9 protein-coding genes (1 of these 9 running past the window's edge) are annotated in these 22,221 nt (G+C 36.3%); 7 read left to right on the top strand and 2 right to left on the bottom strand.

What is annotated here, in order from left to right; all coding sequences use genetic code 11:
• Window positions 1-26 precede the first annotated feature (26 nt).
• Window positions 27-1,325, top strand: a complete 1,299-nt coding sequence (locus HN014_RS03415) for a C1 family peptidase (RefSeq protein WP_176027487.1) — start codon at window positions 27-29, stop codon at window positions 1,323-1,325.
• A gap of 110 nt (window positions 1,326-1,435) precedes the next feature.
• Here the strand turns inward: HN014_RS03415 and HN014_RS03410 are convergent, their stop codons facing one another.
• Together HN014_RS03410 and HN014_RS03405 are read right to left on the bottom strand one after the other, a co-directional pair.
• The gene (locus HN014_RS03410) at window positions 1,436-2,170 is read right to left on the bottom strand and encodes a GH25 family lysozyme (protein WP_176027486.1); all 735 of its coding nucleotides are present in this window, start codon (window positions 2,168-2,170) and stop codon (window positions 1,436-1,438) included.
• Entirely contained in the window at window positions 2,167-3,045 is an 879-nt protein-coding gene (locus HN014_RS03405; protein ID WP_176027485.1) for a hypothetical protein, read from the bottom strand. The genes HN014_RS03410 and HN014_RS03405 overlap by 4 nt, the downstream gene beginning before the upstream one ends.
• Window positions 3,046-3,346: 301 nt before the next feature.
• On the opposite strand from HN014_RS03405, the gene HN014_RS03400 reads away from it, so the two are divergent.
• The 6 genes from HN014_RS03400 to HN014_RS03375 form a co-directional block, all read left to right on the top strand.
• On the top strand, window positions 3,347-4,048 hold the full coding sequence (locus HN014_RS03400) for a DUF2064 domain-containing protein (protein ID WP_176027484.1): 702 nt from the start codon (window positions 3,347-3,349) through the stop codon (window positions 4,046-4,048).
• Between the two features lie 100 nt (window positions 4,049-4,148).
• Window positions 4,149-7,367, top strand: a complete 3,219-nt coding sequence (locus HN014_RS03395) for a SusC/RagA family TonB-linked outer membrane protein (protein ID WP_176027483.1) — start codon at window positions 4,149-4,151, stop codon at window positions 7,365-7,367.
• Between the two features lie 12 nt (window positions 7,368-7,379).
• Window positions 7,380-8,807 carry a SusD/RagB family nutrient-binding outer membrane lipoprotein gene (locus HN014_RS03390; protein WP_176027482.1) on the top strand — a complete coding sequence of 476 codons (1,428 nt, stop codon included), beginning with the start codon at window positions 7,380-7,382 and terminating at the stop codon, window positions 8,805-8,807.
• 77 nt (window positions 8,808-8,884) lie between these two features.
• Complete coding sequence (locus HN014_RS03385; RefSeq protein WP_254884088.1) at window positions 8,885-10,243, top strand: sodium:solute symporter; 1,359 nt, start codon at window positions 8,885-8,887, stop codon at window positions 10,241-10,243.
• Window positions 10,219-11,049, top strand: coding sequence for a metallophosphoesterase (locus HN014_RS03380; RefSeq protein ID WP_176027481.1), 831 nt, complete (start codon window positions 10,219-10,221; stop codon window positions 11,047-11,049). Before HN014_RS03385 ends, HN014_RS03380 begins: the two co-directional genes overlap by 25 nt.
• 1,131 nt (window positions 11,050-12,180) lie before the next feature.
• Window positions 12,181-22,221: the start of a gliding motility-associated C-terminal domain-containing protein gene (locus HN014_RS03375; RefSeq protein ID WP_176027480.1), read on the top strand. 17,379 nt of this gene lie beyond the right edge of the window; the window shows 10,041 of its 27,420 coding nt (coding positions 1-10,041); the start codon lies at window positions 12,181-12,183; its stop codon lies off the right edge, out of view.

Here is a 22,221-nt window from a genome sequence, read left to right as displayed (position 1 = left end):
TCAGTAATAAATAAATCTGAACTAGTATGAGAAATAAATTTACGATTGTATTGTTTTTGTGGCTTTTGATACCATGTATAGTCTTAGGACAGTATCAGGTAGCATATCAAGAAGTAAGTAAAGAAATAAAACCTATAAAAAATATCCCATGTGAGTTTTCATGGAAGGCAGTTCATACAGAATCAGGGATGAGAAATTTTACAACTCCGCAACGAGAGCAACCTTTTCAAGGACCTTGTTTATCATACGCATTTAATGCAGCCATAGAAACCATGTATATGATCGAATATAATGAGACGGTTTCATTATCTCTTTCAGATGCTTATTTGGATATGAAAGTCTTTGATGAAGATATGGCAGTTTATAAAACAGTGTTGGAATCGGGATTTAAGGTGCCTGAAAAAATCCCGGGACATTATGAGTACACTTTAAGTGATTTTTTTCCAGGAGTAGATTCTTGGTTTGATCCGGTTTATAATAATTTTAGAACAAAAGCCTTAAATTGTATTAATGAAGAAAGAAATTTTGTAATAGCAGCAATTGACGAGCCTCCTACAACATATGAAATACTCGATACTTGTGGGGAACCTGTGACAGATTTTGATTATTTGACAGTTTCAGATGTTATTGCACTTCCGTTTTCACAGGTTCCAACGGTAGATCATCTCAAAAATATTATTATGACCCAGGGACCGGTTGTTCTAAAAGTAACCAATGAAGAAACCGATTCAGGGTATGTGCTGCAAAAGTTTAAGGAGTATAGTACATCAGAAATGACAGCAGTATCGTATCATGCATATACACTTATTGGATGGGAGAATCAAACGGATACCACCACCAAATGGCTTATGAAAGATAGTTGGTTCTATGGAGAAGCAAAGATAGTTGATGACGAAGATTTTATAGAGTTACTTTCTTCAGGGACGATAGCATTATACCGCGTAGAAAATATAGAGAAAAATAACACAGCTTCGGGAGTTTCTCCTTTTGTGGTAGATACAGCATTGCAATGTGTTCCAGTTTCTCCGCTTTTTACTTTGTGGTCTGTGGGGGTACATTTAGATTATATTTGGATTGGAGGAAAAATGTACTCCAAGTTTTTTGTGCATAGCAATCTGCCTGCAGATGAGTGGGAGTGGGAGGTAATTACTCCTGCATATACTACCTCTGAAATACATGGAGAAATGATGAGTAGTCTGTTAGTTAGTCCACATGAGAATGGCAGCGTTACTGTTCGGGTAAAGGCGAGAAAAGATGATGTATGGACTCCGTGGAAATATAAAACTGTCTATTTGAATAATGGAGTATCAGGTGGGATGCATTAGAATAATCTTTCAGAAAAAATAAGCCTTTCCAATTCCTGAAATCATTTGTTTGAATGATTTCAGGATAACAAAGGAAAAGAATTATATACTAAGAGTCTGTGTTGGATAAATTACATATTGGATAATTGACTGTGAAGATCCGGAGTGTACATGATATCTTGTAAGCTATATTTTTTGTTAACGATATCGTGATCTACATTTTTTCCTTGTATTCCGTAAACTTTTCCTCTTTCAGAACGTTGCCAGATTGTCCAGCCATTTTCAGCCCATGTTGTTGGTGTTTTTGGAGTTTTGACCTGGTATTCTGCAATCCAAAGTTTATAAGAAGCGAATTTTGAATCAGTTAAGTATGTATTGCCAAAAGGGTTGTTAGTATAGATGATAGGTTTGATTCCTAATTTATCTTCCACTATTGATAACCATAAGAGCACATCTTTTTGGAATTGTATAGCAGAAATATGATGCTCTAAACCTTCTTGTTCCAGATCCAGCATAGGAATCATATCTCCTTCATTAAGAGAGACAACTGTTTGGATAAATAAATCAGCTTGTTTTCTAGGGTCTTTTCCTGCCATAAAAAAATGATATGACCCGTGTTTTAAACCGATTTTTTTTGCCTGTTTCTGATTTGTTTTGAATTTTGGGTCTACAAAAGAAGTTCCCTGTGTCGCTTTGGCATAACAAAAAGAAACTCCATCTTTCTTTATTTTCTTCCAATTGATGTTTCCTTGATAATGAGAAATATCAATACCAAGAATAGGAGCGTCATTAAGGTTTGTTTTCTGCTTTTTGCAAGATAAGATACTTACGAAAAAACAAAAAAGAAGTAGGTATAATTTGTTCATAGCTTTTGGTTTATTAGTTCATTAATAGAAAACTGGAATAAGCTTTTTAGAATCAGATTGATGAGGTAGAAATAAAAAATAGGCAAAATGAAATAAAGCAGAATAATGGAGGTAAAAAGATTGACCAGATGTTGTAACAGCAATTCAGTATTGAGTAATACGATTTCTTCTGCGATTTTAAAATCTTTTTCTACTTTAAGTCCGATATCTTCTACAGTATTTACTACAGCATCTTCTGCTCGTTTTAAAAAACTGATTTTCTTTTTTCCTTTACTCTTTGCTTCTTCTAATTGTTTGTCTTTGATTGCTTTTTGGTGCTCTTTTAGCGCAGTTTCTTTTTGGGCAAAAGTAGCTTTTGTTTCAGAGAGCTTTTTATTGAGATCAATTCCTAAATCTATTTTTACAGCTATTGCAATTGAATGAATTGTATTGACATAAATTGATAACCCAGGAGTGAGAAACAAAGAAATTAGTAAAAGTTTAAACGCGATTGTTTTATAATTTTTTAAAAACAAACCCACAATAAAAACTAATGGGATTAGCTTAAAAATAGTAAGGTTAAAAATAGCAAGAAGCAATGTCTGTATCTTGATCAGAATTTCTGTGACAGTGAGGTAGTCTCCTATTTTAGTGAGATCTTCTACTGTATTAGAAGCATAGCCCTTGATTACAGGAATCCCTTCCGAAGCAACATAACTGATTGTTTTTTTTATGACGGTAATGAAAGTAGAACTCTCAGACATTCTACTAGAAACTTCCTTTACACAGGCAGTTGCTTTATCGTGATAATGCCCATGAAAAGAAAGCAAAACCAAAAGAATGGCAATGAATGCAATTAGTATTCTGGTTTTGTTTTCTTGTAAAAATTTGAGCATGTTTTAGGTTTATAGAGTACAATAAAAAAAGAACACTTTAGTATGTTCTCATTGAGAAACGGGACTAAAAAAGGTGTACTATTATTTATTATTGATAGCACTTCTCTAACAAAACTAACCGATTTGATATCAGAAGAAAATAGGGGAAATTACCTGTTTTTTTATTCAAAAGAAGAATTGTTTTTGTTGTAAAAAGGAGGTATTTTTAAGGTATAACGGCAAAAAAAGAATATTTCTTGTAATGATAAAGAGAGATATTCGACTCTTTGTTTTTTAATTGATACCAATAATCAAGTTAATCGTGCCGGTAGAACAAGAACGAGCTATTATATTAATGTTTGCGAATTCTTCATCAGAAGAAATCAAGCATAAGCCAATTCAAAAAGGAAAAGCGCTTTTTGAGTATTGCACGATGAAAACGCTTCGGGAAATAGAAAAAAGTAACCTTCCCTATGTTATATATACAGAAAAAGAGCAAAGAGGAGATTCCTTTGAAGAGCGATTAGTAAATGCGATTCAGGAAATTTTTTCTCAGGGGTATCAAAAAATAATAACGATAGGGAATGATAGTCCTGAATTGAAGGCAACAGACCTTGTCGATGCAAATCGAACCATTTCAGAAAAGAACATTGTGATCGGTCCATCTATGGATGGAGGAATTTATCTATTGGGAATTTACAAGACACATTTCCAAAAAGAAATCATCCTGCAATTGCCATGGAAAACACCAAATCTAATGCCGGCAATGATTGATTTTTTTAGAAAAAAACAGATAACATTGCACATTAAGAAAAGGCTTAGAGATATAGATACTATAAGTGATGTAAAATGTTTTAGTGGTTTTTTCAAAACGTTTTCCTACTCTTTTTTGCAACTTCTATCTTACTTATTACAGGAAGAGCTAAAACAGTTTCGCTGTATGACTCCTCTGAATTATATCGCCATTATACAAACAGGACGCTATAATAAAGGATCACCTCAATTGATAAACTCTTTTAGCTGAGAGATTGTATTTCGAGAGGAAAGAGCTTCTCAAAACAGCTGCATTGTGGGAATGTATACCCGATAAAACAAAAAAATAAAGTCATTACTTATTCCAATATATGAAACAATTTATCATTGGAGCATTTCTGTGTTTTACAACATGGGGATTTGCCCAAACGACTGTTACAGGAAGAATAACTACTGTAACAGGAACTCCTTTGCCTTATGCTAATATCTTAGAAAAAAACACCAGTAATGGAAGTATTTCTGATGAAGAAGGGAACTATCGAATTACCTTGAAAACCAAAGTCCCTGTTTTGCTGTTCTCTTCTTTGGGATACAAAAAACAAGAAGTTTTAGTCCAAAACAAAAAAGTGATAAACCTGATCATGCAGGAAGATTCAGAAGGTTTGGAGGAGGTTGTCGTAACAGCCCTAAATAAAAAAAGAGAAGCTAAAGAATTAGGATATGCGGTACAGCGGATTGGTGCCACTCAAATAGAAAATGTAAAATCAGTTAACTTTTTGGATAATCTTGCAGGGAAACTGGCAGGAGTTTCGATTACTCCGGGAGGAGCGACGGGTGTAGGATCTTCTTCTAAAATTACCATTAGGGGAGAACAGTCCTTTTCTAATAATAACCCTCTTTTCATAGTAGATGGAACCCCCATAAACAACAGTACGGTTTTTAATACCACCAATGAGGCTGCTGCAGGATTTCAGGAAGTTGATTTTGGAAATGGCGCTATGGATATTAATCCCGACGATATTGCTTCAGTATCAGTTTTAAAAGGTCCCTCCGCCGCCGCATTGTACGGAACCAGAGCGTCTAATGGAGTTGTGATTATTAATACAAAAGACGGAAGCAAACAAAAAGGAATAGGCATCAGTCTTACTAGTAGTTTGTTCATTGATTCTGCATTTCAGTTGCCAAAGTTTCAAAACCAATATGGGCAAGGAAATTCAGGACAGTTTGAATATGTAGATGGATTAGGTGGAGGAGTCAATGATAATATTACCTATAGTTGGGGACCAGCCTTACACCAGGGAATTCGTATTCCTCAGTTCGATAGCCCGGTTACCCTTCCAGATGGTACGGTCGTCAGAGGAGGAGATACTTCCCTTTATACGGGATTGCCAATAACAGCTACCCCTTTTGTGGCACACCCGAATAATCTTCGGAATTTTTATGAAACGGGAGTAACGACGATTAATAATATTGCTTTTGCAAATGCAACAGAGACAGGGAACTATCGATTGTCGTTTACAGATTTACAAAGTGAGTCGATTATACCAGGGGTGAATTTTGATCGAAAGACGCTAGCGACAAGACTTCGTTTTTTACCTACTGATAAAACTACAGTAACAGCTTCTGTTAATTATATGAATAGCCAAAGTGATAATCGTCCATCCAATGGATATGGATCAGAAAATGTAAATTATTCTTTGGTAGCCTGGGGACCGCGTTCTCTGGATATTAATAGCCTGAGAAGATATTGGCAACCTGGATTAGAAGGAATACAACAGTATTCTTTTAATTATACATTTTTTGATAATCCGTATTTTATTCTATTTGAAAATAGAAATTCATTCAATAGAGATCGCGTATTTGGGACAATAGCTATAAAACAACAATTATCCAAACATCTCAGTATTACGCTTCGGTCAGGAATGGATTACTCTAATGAAAAACGAAGATTTTTGAGGAATTTCAGTACGAATAGATTTAGAAATGGAGCATATGCAGAACATGATGTTACATACAGAGAAGTAAATACAGACTTTCTTCTAAATTACACTCGAAAGTTAGGAACGTTTGATATAGATGTTTCATTTGGAGGAAATCGCTTGGATCAAAAAGCAAAAACAATACAAACGCAAACAATACAACTAGCACAACCGGGCGTTTTTAGCTTTAATAATGCTGCTGCTCCTATAGAAAGTTTTGATTTTGAATCCAGAAAACGAATTAATAGTTTGTATGGCCTGATAAAAATTGGTTTTGAAGACTTGATTTATATTGATATAACCGGAAGAAATGATTGGTCCAGTTCTCTGGCAACTCCATTTTCTACCGATAACACCTCTTTTTTTTATCCCTCGATATCGTCGAGTTTGATATTGAGTAATCTGGTATCATTACCAGAAACTATTTCATTTGCTAAAATCAGAGCAAGTATCGCTCAGGTAGGAAATGATACGGATCCCTATCAAACTTCCGGAGCTTTTGTAGCAGGAACAACTGTAAATGCGCAACCTACTTTTAGTAATCAAAATTTTATTCCCAATCCGAATTTAGTTCCGGAAAAAACCACTTCTTATGAGCTAGGAACAGATATCAGATTTTTAAAAGATCGCCTAGGAGTTGATTTTACATATTATAATTCCATTACAAAAGATCAGATCATTTCGCTTCCTATTCCCATTTCATCAGGATTTAGTCAGCAAGTAGTAAATGGGGGAAAGGTCCGTTCTCAGGGAGTCGAAATGATCATTCGGGCAACGCCAATAAAAAGGCAGAGTTTTAAATGGAACACAACCCTGAATTTTAGTAAAAATAGATCAGAAGTTGTTTCATTGCCCCAGCAGGAAGGACGAGTTACTTTGGCATATTCCAGAGTGTATGATAACCCTGATCAGACAGTATGGTTTCAAGCAGAAGAAGGAGGGCGTATCGGAGATTTTTATGGTACAGGGTATCTAAAAAATGAAGATGGAGATTTTGTATTAACAGCGGATGGAAGGTTTATAGCGGATAATACACTCAAAAAATTAGGGAATTATACCCCTGATTTTATGGTTGGACTTTCTAATGAATTTTCTTTCAAGAATTGGCGGGCGAGTTTCCTTCTGGATTGGAGGCAAGGAGGAGAGATTGTATCCAGAACACTATCTTTAGCTGGCGTTGGGGGACAGCTAGAAGAAACTGCTTATAGACCTGAAGCAGGGATTGTAGCGAGGGGAGTAATCAATACAGGAACAGAAGCAAATCCGGTATACCAGCCTAATACCGTTGCAGTATCGCCCGAAAGTTACTACAGACAATTTTATGATAGGAACCATGAAGAAAATAACGTATACGATGCATCGTATCTAAAACTTCGTCAGTTTTCCATTGGATATTCTTTTGATATGAAAAAGGGAGCCTTTGGGGTATTAGATGATGGAGCAACCGTAGATATATCGTTGATTGGAAAAAACCTATTTGCGATTAGTGAAATCCCTCATTTCGACCCAGAGCAATTGGCAGTACAGGGACAAGGACTTGTGAGTGGAGTGGAAGATATGTCATATGCTACCTCGAGGAGCTTTGGAATAAAGCTGGGAATTAACTTTTAATAAAAGAAAAAAATGAAAATAATATATAGTGTCATTATTGGAATGTTGTTGTTGGGGTGTACCAAGGATTTTGAAGAAATTAATACCAATCCTAATACACCTGTTGATGTTCATCCGAGTTTATTGCTACGGCAAGTTATCTATAACTATGGCGAAGAGATGTCGTATGAAGGATTTGTAGCGGGGAATTTATTAGGACAATATCTAACTGCTATAGACTTTAACCTGTTTGATAGGCATGCGTTGAGTTCTCCCCAACTGGGAGGAAATCCCTGGTCTATTCTGTATACCAACCTTAGAGATAATGAAGTTATTCTCCGTAAGTCCCAAACAGAAGAAACCCTGGCAGTGTATGAAGGACCTGCGCTGATTTTTAAGGCATATATGACCATGACATTAACAGATTTATACGGAGATGTTCCATATACGGAAGCTTTTATAGGAGATCAGGGGATAACTACCCCTAGATATGATGAACAATCAAGTATATATCTGGATGAAGGCGGGATTTTGGATAATCTGAGAAAAGGAATAGAAGTGATTACAAACTATCAGGGGACTATAAAATTGGAAGGAGATGTATTGTATGAAGGAGTGTTATATAACTGGGTGAAATTTGCAAACTCTCTTCGAATTAAAGCATTGATGCGTATTTCAGGAAAAGAAGCTGTAGGGAGTGAATTGGCAGCTATTTTTGCAGAAGGAAATTTTATCCAAACAAATGAAGAGAATGCGGTTTTTAATTTTTCAGATGAAGCTCCTAATAATTTTAGATTAGCGCGTCTTAGAGCAGGAGATTTTAATAATTTCGTGATGTCAGAAACTATCGAAGAAGTTTTAACTGGCTTAAATGATTCGAGAATCAAGACATTGTTTCGCCCATTATCGAATACAGAAGAAGAATCGTATCATGGTTTGATTAATGGTATTGACGCTTCTCAAACACCAATAACAGTGTCTGATTATTCATTTGCAGGAACTGTATTTAGAGAAAATACAGGCGAGTTGTTTGCTAATTATATGACAGCCTGGGAGACCTCTTTTCTTTTGGCGGAAGCAGCAGAAAAAGGACTTATTAATGCAGATGCAGAATCGCTATATGAATCTGGAGTTACAATGGCATTTGATTATTGGAATGTGCCACTGCCGGTAACATATTTATCATCAGAAGCATTATATGATCCGACCAAAGGGGTAGAACAGATTATTACCCAAAAATGGATAGCTAATATGATTAATGGATATGAAGGGTGGATTGAGTATAGAAGAACCGGGTATCCTGCTTTAAAGCCGGTGGCAGCAAGCTTAAATAATAATTTGATTCCTGTAAGAATGCCGTACCCGGCAGAAGAAGCAACATTAAACTCAGCGAATTATGAGATGGCAGCAACAGCAACCAATGGCAATAGTATTAATATGCCAGTTTGGTGGGATCAATAAAAGAGATTAATTGTTAAAAGTTAAAATCAAAGATATCGATTCAATGAATTAGTATCTTTGATGTTTTTAGTAAATACATGTTCACGATTATGCAGGAAGTCGCTTTATGGCAATGGGGTTTAATTTTGCTATCTAGTGTTTTGTTTTTTTGGTTATCTCCATTTGCCAAAACAAAAACACAATTTTTTAAGGCTACTTATACTGATGAGTTTTCTTCTGTGTGGAAACTAACAGGAAGTCTGATTATTTCATGGATTTTTGCAAAAAGTATTACGAATGCTGCAAATTTAGGAATGAGTTTTGGTTTGCTCGGGGGGCTTGCCTATGCGGCCTATTATCTCTCTTTTGCAGTAGCAGGAATACTCATTTACAGAATGAGAAAAAAAGGAGGCTTCACAAGTATTCATCACTTTTTAGTAACCAGTTTTGGAAAGGGAGCCGTTTATGTCTTTTCGATTTTGATTAGTATTCGGTTATTTAATGAAGTTTGGTCAAATACCATGGTGATTGGTACTTATTTTGGAAGTGAAGGAAGCTTACCGTATTATAGCTCGATTGTTGTCTTTACATTTTTAACACTGGGTTATGCCTTAAAAGGAGGCTTGAGTAGTTCTATATTTACTGATACCATACAGATGATTCTTTTTTCTATGCTACTGGCAGTAATTTTATGGAGTATTTTCAGAGTAGAAGAATTTTCTGTTTCTACTGTGATACACTCAGGGGAATGGACAATGGAGATGGGAGGGAATTTATTAATTGCAGCATTATTACAATCATTTAGCTACCCCTTTCATGATCCGGTATTAACAGACAGGGGATTTATAGCTTCTCCAAAAGCTACATTAAAAAGTTTTCTTTGGGCAAGTATTCTAGGAGGAGGATGTATCGTCCTTTTTAGTATTGTAGGTATTTATGCACAGCATGAAGGAATGGAAGGGCAAGCAGCTGTTGCTGTGAGTCAATCTTTTGGTCTGGTGATTCTACTGATGATTAATTTTATAATGATTACTTCAGCAGCTTCTACGTTGGATTCTACTTTTTCGTCTTTTTCAAAACTAATGACGATTGATTTAAAATTAGGAGAAGGGCTTCGGTTCGGAAGATTAACCATGGTTGTGATTGCCCTTTTAGGAACCATTCCTGTTTTTTTTGGAGCAGAAATATTATCAGCCACAACGATTAGTGGAACCATGGTTATCGGTCTTTCTCCGGTTTTTTTACTTTGGAAAAAAGATGCTCCTAAAAGCAGTTTTTATCTTTCGCTCTGTTGCGGATTGTTTTTTGGATTATTATTAGTATTTGATGCTTTCCCCAATAGTTTAGTGTTTACAAAAGGAAAATATGCAGCTCTTTTATGGAGTAACATCTGGGGAATAGGAAGCTGCTTTATCGTTTATTTTATACCCATATGGCTACAAAAACAAAAGCGTTAGGAACTCTATCAGGAAAAGTACTTTTATTTGGAGGAGTCTATAGTAATTTACAAGCTTTAGAACAATTGATAGAAATCGCAGGTAAAGAAAACATTCCACCCGGAAACTGTATTTGTACTGGAGATATCATAGGGTATTGCGCACAGCCGGAAGAAGTAGTGAAACGCTTCAGGGAATGGGGAGCGAATAGTATTTTAGGAAACGTAGAAGAGCAATTAATAAGTGGTGCTATCGATTGTGGCTGTGATTTTAGAAAAGGATCTAAATGCGACCATTTGTCCAGGCAGTGGTACCCGTATGCACAAAACCAATTATCAGAAGATTCGATCACATGGATAAGAACATTACCGAATTATATTTCTTTTAGATATGCTAACCGAAAAGCAACCGTAGTTCATGGCAGTTACTCTTATATTTCAGAATTTATTTTTGAATCTACTCCCTGGAAAAAGAAGGAAGAGTCCTTTAGTAGAAGTAAGGCAGATATGGTCATTGCAGGACATTCCGGGTTGCCTTTCTTTCAAGAAAAGAAAGAAAAATTGTGGATAAATCCGGGAGTAATAGGAATGCCCGCTAATGAAGGACTACCCAGAGTTTGGTGTGTGATTTTAGAAAAAGAAATTGACCCTTTTTTTTCTTTTACATCATATACATATGATAGCGAATTTGCATATCAGCAGATGAAAAAACAAAACTTGCCGATGGAGTATGCTAATACCTTGAAAACAGGGTTTTGGGATAATATGGAAATCTTACCAGAAAGAGAAAAAAAGCTGCGTGGAAAAAAAATCTTTACAAAGGGTTAAAATAAGTAAGAATAAAAAACGTTTTTGATACTTTTAGAAAAAATTAAGAAAGGAAATATAGTTCCTGTTATTTTTTCTAAATACATTTATCAGGACTTTATGCTATTTTATTTTGTCTTCCCTATTTAATAAGGTTTTCTGTCAGAAAAGTCATTTTACAGTCGTAAATCACTAGTTATAAGGTTATTCCGTATTTATTCGGAGTAATTAAAGTATCCTTTTTTAAATATTTGTAGTTAATTTTAAGTGTTGAAAATAAATTTCAACAGATACCCCATATATAAGAGCATTAAAAACAGAAAATGTTCTTCCTAGTATATTTAAATAAAAAAAATGAATTATTTATTTGAATAAAATATAAGTGATATATGATTATAAAATTGTTCAAATAATCTTGTTTATGGATAAAAAATACATTTAAATCTTCTCAACTGCTTTGAAATAAATGATAAAGGATGTTCTCTAAAAAGAAATTTTTAGAAGTAAAGGAAAGGTGTTAAAGATATTTAGTGCGTATAATTTTTTCCTGAAAACATATGTTTGTATTCCTGGCAGTATCTCATAGTACTTGATATAATACAGGAATATGTTTTAAATATTACTGTATAAAAAGCCCCTACAAGAGTAAGACTTTGGCGAGCATACAATTGTAGGGGGGTGTATAATAATTAATTTATAACTAAATCAACCATTATGAGGATATGCTTTCGGATAGTACCTTCAAGCAACATATATGAATATATTACATCTCTTCAAATTAATTTCTCTTCGAATGAGGAGCTAAATACCCCAAAATTAATAAGTGTTAAAGATACCTATTATTTATCAAATACTACGATAGCAATTCCCTCTGTTTCAATTTTGAAACCCCCTAAAGAAGAGGAGTTTATTTATTTAGATTTAAAGCGTTTTCATTTGTTTTTCAGAAGGTTGATTTACTTCTGGAAAACATTTTTTTGTATTGAAAAATAAAAACGATAACAATAGATTCAGCTCATTTTATAAAAGTGATTTACTCCTTTTTTTCTATAGATGAATGTAACCCCACACTAAAATGAAATAACAATGATAAACCGGAATACTTTACATAGCATAGGGCACTTTATATATAACAAAATACTGAAATATAGGGTGGTAAATATTGTTGTTCTGACGATTTTATTTACGACAATATCATATTCTCAGACATTTATTGATGAGGATTTTGACAGTCCATTAAGTGCCGATTGGGTATTAAGTGGAACCGCGGCACAAAATACAAACTGGTTGCGATTAACGGATGCTTTAGGGAATCAGTCAGGAACTGCTATTTATAATGTGGCATTTCCTTCTACAGACAATGTAATTGTCGAATTTGATTATGCAGCTTATGGAGGAAATGGAGCAGATGGAATTTCCTTATTTCTAATTGATGGAACTGCGGCTCCAAGTACTGGGGGAGCAGGAGGACCATTAGGTTATGGATACTGTTCATTGTGTGGGTCACCTGTTACTGATGGAGTAGATGGAGGATGGATTGCAATAGGTATTGATGAATTTGGGAACTTTGAACCAGTGGGGGGAGGAGACGACTGTAGAGGAAATTATCCAACATATGCAGGGACTGTACCAGATACATTTACAATAAGAGGAGAAGAAGGAGCAAATTATCCGTGTTTAGGGTATACCACTCTCCCAGGAGGAGCTTTGGTAGATGGAGTTACCAGAGCGAATAGCAGAAGAGTGAGGATGACTATTATTGATGGAATAGTCAATGCATGGCTGAATCTAAATGATGGAAATGGATTTCAACAAATCTTTACGAATGTCAATTCAGGACAAACAGCTCCTGCAACATTCAAATTGGGAATTAGTGGAAGTACAGGAGGGTTTAATAATGTACATGAAATAGATAATATACGAGTAGGAGCTGCCATCGATACAGATAAAGATGGCATCATAGATAACGTAGATTTAGATGATGATAATGATGGCATCCCGGATGCTATAGAATGCCAGCCAACAGGAACCGATGCAATTGTGAATGGAGATTTTACATCTTTACTATCATCGTGGTCTGAAGGAGGTGATCTTGCCTGGAATTCTTTTGCAGGAGCAGATCCAGATGCTCAGATAAGTACGACAGGAACAGCTTCAACAATCTCTCAAACATTTTCGACTACTGCAGGAGATGGGAATTTATTATCATTTGATCTGGCAGCCAATTATACTAATGGAAACAGTTCCAAACTAAATATTTATATAGATGGAGAATTAGTATATGAGACAACTGCTCAGGAGTATCAAACAACACATGGAGCTTCTACCAGTGCAAATCAAAAAATAGTTATTAGCTCATTAGGAACTTCTACTACAATTACTATAGAAGCGATAACAGGAACAGGGGGTTCTGATCTATATTTTATCGATGATATAACTGTTTTAAGAACATGTGATAATCTAGATGGGGATGGAGTCCCTAATTATAAAGATCTAGATGCCGATGGTGATGGTATTCCTGATAATGTAGAAGGGCAGACTACCTATAGCTACACAGCCCCTGGAGGAACATATACCAGTAATGGAGTGGATACTTCTTATGGAGAAGGGATTAATGTGATTGATTCGGATGGAGATTTAATACCAGATTATTTAGATACCGACAGTGATGGGGATGGAACAAACGATACTATTGAAGCAGGAATTACATTAGCAGGCAGTGATACAGATGGTGATGGATTAGATAATGCAATCGATACGACAAGTGATCATACAGATCCTAATGGTACTATTAATACACCTTCTTCATTACCGGATTCGGATAATGATTATCCTTCAGATGATGTGGACTATAGAGACGGACATACGTACAGTTTGGATACAGATGGAGATGGGGTAGATGATAGTGTTGATTTAGATTCAGATGGAGATGGAATTTTAGATACAGAAGAAGGAAGATGTACTCAGGTCTCTACCGGAATCTGGTCAGGTTCGGGAACTACTTACACAACTACTGCAGGGAGTGTTTCAATTACCACGACATCTACATTTACAGCCCCAGCAGTACCTTTCCCTTTTGGAAATAATACATTAAATACAACGAACTATTGGACCCCAAATGTTGCTGGTGCTCCTTCTCTGGTATACGATGTAAATTGGGATCAAACTAATGAATCAGGAACAGATATTGATTTGCCCACTGATGATCAGGGATCAGGAACATTAACGTTTACTTTTGATCAGGCTGTAACGAATCCTGTTTTGCATATAGATAAATTAGGAGGAATTGATGGAATACATACCAATTCTCTAAGCCTAACTATTACCACTCCGGGAATCTCTTTATCCAGATTAAGCGGATCTGATGATTTTCAGGTGATTGGAGGCGCAACCATTCAGAGAATGCCCAATATAATACATACAGTAAATTCTACAGAGACATTACCTGCAGTTGATCAGGGAACCGCTTCCGGATCGGTAAGAATCAATGGGACAGTAACATCTGTAACATTTTCCTGGAAAGGAGTAGGGTATGAGGGGTTAGGAGGAGATTTAATTGAGATAGCCTTACAGGCTTGCGCTTCTAGAGATTCTGATGGAGATGGATTGGCAGATTATCTGGATTTAGATAGTGATAATGACGGAATACCAGATAATATAGAAGCACAGACTTCTGTAGGGTATGTAGGACCTAATGGAGATGCTGGACCAGCAAATAATGGGGTGGATTCTGCTTATACAGGAGGTATTTCTCCAACCAACACAGATGGAACAGATACACCGGATTACATAGATTTAGATTCAGATAATGAAGGAGGAAATGATACTTCGGAGGCAGGAATTACATTAGCAGGAAGTGATACAGATGGCGATGGATTGGATGATGCTACAGATGCAATAACAGGATATGGAGATAGTAATGGAATTTATGATGAGACACAGATCAATAACTTCCCAGATGCAGATAATGATGTTACAGTAGGAGGAGATTTAGATTGGAGAGATGCAATAATAAATTCTCCGTTTATAGATACAGATTCAGACGGAATACCTGATGTCACAGATATAGATGATGATAATGATGGGGTTTTAGATGATACAGAATGCCCTCGAACTTCTTATACGATTTTATGGGGGCAAATAGGTCTTACAGATGCAGGAATTAGCGCAGTTGGAGGGCAAACTATAGCCGATTTAGGAATCGTTACGGGAATTCCAGAATTTAATGGGATTTCTATGACTGTAGAGTTTGAGCATTCTGGAAGTTCACCTAACTCTAATTTAGTTAATGAAGGAACACCGACAAGTCCATTTTTAGTAGTAGGTAATGTTCCCGGAGAAAATAATAAGGTAACAATTACATTTAGTCAATATGCTGGAGAAGCTATTTTGGGATATGATCCATTATTTGTAGATGGAGAAACAGTGTCCTTTGGAATAAATGGAATTTTAGAAACACCTGTAATTGGTTCTGTTTCTGGATTAAATATTACAACCAATAGTATAGAAAACCCTATAGGAGGGGTAACCACAGGAATTAATTCAGGAAGTATTTCGTATAATTTGGGATATAATACAGTAGCAGAATATACTACTTCATTTTCTGCTTCTTCTGGAGTTTCATCCTCTCAAAATGCAATTTTTATTAGAATTTGGTATAGACCAGATAGTAGTTGTGATATCGATGGAGATACAACTCCGGACTATTTGGATTTAGATAGTGATGGTGATGGATGTAGTGATAGTGTTGAGGGAGGAAATACTTTGGTGAGTAATAATGATATTTCTAATTATAATACAGGTATTGATGCCAACCTCAATGGGCTACTAGATCAGTTTGAAGATGGTACAACAGGCACTATAAATTATACTTCTACTTATACGGAATATGCAAAAAGTAATCAGGTCAGTGCATGTTTAGATACAGATGGTGATGGGGTTGTAGATATTGTAGATATAGATGATGATAATGATGGGATACCAGATGAAGATGAATGTCCTGGGTTGAATCAACCTTTGGTAGTATATGGTAGTTTTTCTGAAAGTTCTATTCCAACGACAGAATGGTATATTTCGAGCACGGCATCTAATTTTGATACTCCTACAGGAAGTGTATATACTTATTCTTCTACAAATAAAAACTCTACATTAACAGGAGGACTTTTTGATGAAATAGGAGATGGAAATCCAGATACAGGGAATAGAAATACATTATTTGAGATAAACTCTTTTAATTCGGGGGTGGTTTTGAAATTTTCAAAGCAATTAGATGGAGGGGAAAATTATCAATATTCTTTTGACTTAGGGGCAAGAGGAGTAGGCTCCGCCTCAGAATATGTAGTAGATTTATACAATGCAGATACAGATATAGTAGTTAGTACACTAGAAAGAGCTGCATTTAACACATTACCTTCTTATTCGGCATCTCCTAATTATGCTACTTACTCAGGAAATTTCACAGTACCTCAAACCGGAAATTATTATGTTTTATTTAGAGGTACAGGTACAGGGAGTTCACCTGATGATTACATCATAGATAGAGTCGCTTTTAAAAGGACGGTACCTGAAATATGTACTACGAATACAGATGGCGATGGAGTTCCGAATAGTTTAGATTTAGATAGTGATGGCGATGGATGTAGTGATAGTGTCGAGGCAGGAAATACGTTAGTAGCTAATAATGATACAGTAAATTACAATACAGGGACTGATGCTAATGGAAATGGATTATTAGACCAGTTTGAGGATGGTACTACAGGAAATATTAACTACACTCCTTCGTATTATCTGGCAATAGATAACACCTTGAATGCTTGCCTGGATACAGATGGGGATGGTGTTGGAGATCTAACAGATATAGATGATGATAATGATGGGGTACTGGATACGACAGAACTTTCGTGTGGAGTTGGAGAAGCTGCGGTTACGAATACAGTACTTACAGCCGGGAGTCAGCAGATAGAAGGAACTTTTACCAATGGATCAGGAATTGCGGATTACAATATTCAGTTTTCGAACCTGAGTGCTGCTTTGGTAGCAGCTAATATTGCACCCGTCGCAGGAGGATTGCACTATATAGTTGATGATACGAATCTGGGAGATTACGAAACTACGATACAAATAACCCCTCAAACCGGAGGATTATTGGAATCTGTTGAGTGGGGACCTGATTTAGTAGGAAATACAGATACGGAGAATGATAATGATGAACAAACGATTACATTAACCTGGACTCCTGCAGTTACAGCAGTAGTGATTGATCCGGATAATCAATTAGACATAGCAGATGGTACGATAATAAATTCTGGACAGGCGATATTTCAGGGGGCCGAATATGAAAATGCGAGTCCCCCTACCTGGAAGATAGTCTTTACTACCAATTTGATTTCCTCAGCGTTTGCATTAACCACCTCTCATGAGGCTTTAGCAGGAGTTGCAGATTTACGAGACGAAGGGTTTAGTTTAGTGACCAATGTTTGTTACGCAGAAAATACTGATGGAGATGGACTTATTAATAGTTTGGATTTAGATAGTGATGGAGATAGTTGTAGTGATAGTGTCGAAGCAGGGAATACATTAGTTAATAATAATGATACGGTAAACTATAATACCGGAGCAGATGTTAATGGCAATGGGTTATTAGACCAGTTTGAAAATGGAACTACAGGAACAATCAATTATAATTCATCCTATGATAGCTTAGCAAAAGACAGTTCGTTCAATGGGTGTTTAGATACTGATGGTGATAATGTAGGGGATTTGATCGATATAGATGATGATAATGATGGAATATTAGATGAAATGGAATGTGATTATGGAGGAGGAAATACAGTGCCTTTAATATCGCACTCTTTTGCTGAAACGGGTTCTTATGGTGCCTATACATTAACAAATTATGCAGGATCCCCTTTTATTGATTCGAGAGGGATTGTTCTTAATAGAGATGCCAATTTCAGTGCAGAGCTGACAACAACCATAACAGCAAATAAGGGAGATCAATTAGATATGACAATAACAATTGGGAGATTGTCTGGAGCGAATACACTCGATTATGTAGAGGTGTTCTTAGACGGGGTTTCTCAGGGAACAGAGTTCGCTTCAGCCTTAGCATCTGGACCAATTGTTATCTCTTCTACAGTAGACAATAACAATCCTGAATTAAAGGTTGTCTTAAACCATATTCATTCGGCAGGTAATAACGATTATTATATTCATACAATAGAAGGTTTTTTAACGTATTCAGCAACTTGTAAAGAAAATACAGATGGTGATGGAGTTCCGAATAGTTTAGATTTAGATAGTGATGGCGATGGATGTAGTGATAGTGTCGAGGCAGGAAATACGTTAGTAGCTAATAATGATACAGTAAATTACAATACAGGGACTGATGCTAATGGAAATGGATTATTAGACCAGTTTGAGGATGGAGCTACAGGAAATATTAACTACACTCCTTCGTATTATCTGGCAATAGATAACACCTTGAATGCTTGCCTGGATACAGATGGGGATGGTGTTGGAGATCTAACAGATATAGATGATGATAATGATGGGGTACTGGATACGACGGAACTTTCGTGTGGAGTTGGAGAAGCTGCGGTTACGAATACAGTACTTACAGCCGGGAGTCAGCAGATAGAAGGAACTTTTACCAATGGATCAGGAATTGCGGATTACAATATTCAGTTTTCGAACCTGAGTGCTGCTTTGGTAGCAGCTAATATTGCACCCGTCGCAGGAGGATTGCACTATATAGTTGATGATACGAATCTGGGAGATTACGAAACTACGATACAAATAACCCCTCAAACCGGAGGATTATTGGAATCTGTTGAGTGGGGACCTGATTTAGTAGGAAATACAGATACGGAGAATGATAATGATGAACAAACGATTACATTAACCTGGACTCCTGCAGTTACAGCAGTAGTGATTGATCCGGATAATCAATTAGACATAGCAGATGGTACGATAATAAATTCTGGACAGGCGATATTTCAGGGGGCCGAATATGAAAATGCGAGTCCCCCTACCTGGAAGATAGTCTTTACTACCAATTTAATTTCCTCAGCGTTTGCATTAACCACCTCTCATGAGGCTTTAGCAGGAGTTGCAGATTTACGAGACGAAGGGTTTAGTTTAGTGACCAATGTTTGTTACGCAGAAAATACAGATGGAGATGGACTTATTAATAGTTTGGACTTAGATAGTGATGGAGATAGTTGTAGTGATAGTGTCGAAGCAGGGAATACATTAGTTAATAATAATGATACGGTAAACTATAATACCGGAGCAGATGTTAATGGCAATGGATTATTAGATCAGTTTGAAAATGGAACTACAGGAACAATCAATTATAATTCATCCTATGATACCCTTGCAATAGATAATTCATTAGGAGGATGTTTAGATACTGATGGTGATAATGTAGGGGATTTGATTGATATAGATGATGATAATGATGGAATATTGGATTCAGAAGAACAAAAACCATGTGATTTGGATGCTTTTGATGCCAGATATGTTGATACGGTAATAGAGTATACATATCCGGCGAATGTACCTATAATAAACAGAGACCCGGAACAGGCATTAGGACCACCAGATAATGTAGATAACCTAGGGGAGGTTGTTTCTTTAGGAGATGTAGGAAATTACATAACTCTTGGTTTTTCGAATGCTTATATGACAAATTCGGGAGATAATCAGATTGATTTGATCGTTTACGAAGCAGGAGCAGCAGAAAGTGTAGAGTTGAGGGTAAGACCTGTAAATAATCAAATAGCTACTGCATTACAAGGATTAGGAATTACAGCCGATGTACAAGGATATTACCCGTTAGGAATCTTTTTAAGTTCTTCCGGTCTGGATATTGACGCAGCAACAAGTAATGCTTTTGGTGCGGGAGAACTCATTTTTGATGCCATAAAATTAGTGAGTAACACTAATGCAGGAGGTTCTTATCCAGGAGCAGATATAGATGCTGTAGAAGCCAGGTTTATTACATGCTACCCTGAAGATATAAATACTGATAGTGCCAGTGGAGATAGTATTGTGAATCGGTTAGATCTTGATAGTGACGGCGATGGATGTAGTGATAGTGTAGAAGCAGGAAATACCTCAGTAGCAAATAATGATATTGTAAATTACAATACGGGTACTGATGCGAATGCAAATGGATTATTAGATCAGTTTGAAGATGGCACGACAGGAAATATAAATTATACTTCGACATATTATTTGGCAATGGATGATTCATTAAATGCTTGTTTGGATACAGATGGAGATGGAGTAGGGGACTTAATTGATATAGACGATGATAATGATGGAATTTTAGATAAAACCGAGCTTTCTTGTGGTGTTGCAGCAGCAGCAGTAACTAATACGGTACTGATAGCAGGAAGTCAGGAGATCGAAGGAACTTATACAAATGGAATGGCTGTTGCGGATTACAAAGTTAATTTTTCAAATTTAAATGCAGCTTTGGTAGCAGCGAATATTGTTCCTGTTGCAGGAGGGTTACACTATGTTGTCGATGATACTAATTTGGGAGACTATCAAACAATCATAAAAGTTATACCGCAAGCAGGCAGCCTATTAGAAACAGTAGAATGGGGACCTAACTTAGTAGGAAATACAGATGCCGAAAATGATAATGATGAGCAAACAATCACATTAGTCTGGACTCCATCAGTAATAGCTACAGTAGTAGATCCCGATAACCAATTAGATATAGCAGATGGTACGGTAATAAATTCAGGACAAGCCATATTTCAGGGAGCTGAATATGAAAATACAAATCCTCCAACCTGGAAGATTGTCTTTAATACGAGTCTTCTTCCCTCCGCATTTGAGTTAACAGCTTCTCATACAGCCTTAGCAGGAGTTGCGGATTTAAGGGATGAAGGTTTTAGTATCATAGCTAATGTTTGTTATGGAGAAAATACTGACGGAGATGGAATGATTAATAGCTTGGATTTGGATAGTGATGGCGATGGATGTAGTGATAGTGTAGAAGCTGGAAATACTGTTTTTTCTAATAATGATATTATCAATTACAATTCAGGCTTAGATGCGAATGGAAATGGATTATTGGATCAATTTGAAAACGGAACGTCTGGGACTATTAATTATGTATCAACCTATACACAATATGCTTTAGATGGAAATATTAGTGGTTGCCTGGATACGGATAATGATGGAGTAGTTGATATAGTTGATATAGATGATGATAATGATGGGGTGTTAGATACAGATGAAAGTCAGTCATGTTCTACTGCGATAGAACCTATTATTACTCCAGTCGCAATAGTATCTATTCCGGGGGCACCTTTTACGATTGATTGTAATACAGAAGGGTCTTTAGATGAAATGATAGATGGAGATTTTGCTTCTAATGGAGATGGATGCAGGGATTTAGACTGGACAGTAGCAGATGATAATCAAGGAAATGGATTGAGACTTACATTAGCAACAGTATATGATAACATATCTGAGTTTTATCTGTGGAATGATGTGAATTTGTCATCAGGGGTTAATGATGGAGTTCAAAATTTCTCAATAAAATTATATGATAAGGATGCTGTTTTATTAGGAACAGAAACAGGATTTGTAGCAGCAAATGCTGGAGCAGCAATGCAGAGCTTTTCACTCTCTCAGACATATAATGGAGTGCTCAGCTTTGATTTGGTTATTGAAACAACATACACGAGATCCCCTATTCAAATCAGAGAAATTGCTATTGGGGGTCCCTCTGCTAGATGTAGTGTTGACTATGATGTAGACGGGGATACCACAGCAAATCGACTGGACCTTGATTCAGATGGAGATGGATGCTCTGATGCCTATGAAGCAGGAGCAACAACAGATAAAACGGCAAATTTTGCTTTTACAAATACTACAGTTAATGGAGAAGATACAAATGGAAATGGGTTAGCAGATAGTATAGAAGATCTTCCAGGAAACCCAGGGCAGGTGAATTATAGTTTGTCCTATTTTCAGTTTGCTATCGATAATTCTGTTAATGCGTGTGCGGATAATGATAATGATGGTATAGGAGATCATGCAGATATAGATGATGATAATGATGGAGTGTTAGATGCTGTAGAATCTCCTAATTGTTTCTACACTGAGGCAGAAGCAACCACCATAGTAACAGTAACTTCTGACTTAACAGTAGAATCGGTGTCAAGG

Origin of the sequence: Aquimarina sp. TRL1 (genome assembly GCF_013365535.1) — a bacterium.
In the GTDB taxonomy this organism is placed as follows: domain Bacteria; phylum Bacteroidota; class Bacteroidia; order Flavobacteriales; family Flavobacteriaceae; genus Aquimarina; species Aquimarina hainanensis.
This window is presented reverse-complemented; position numbering and strand designations above follow the sequence as displayed.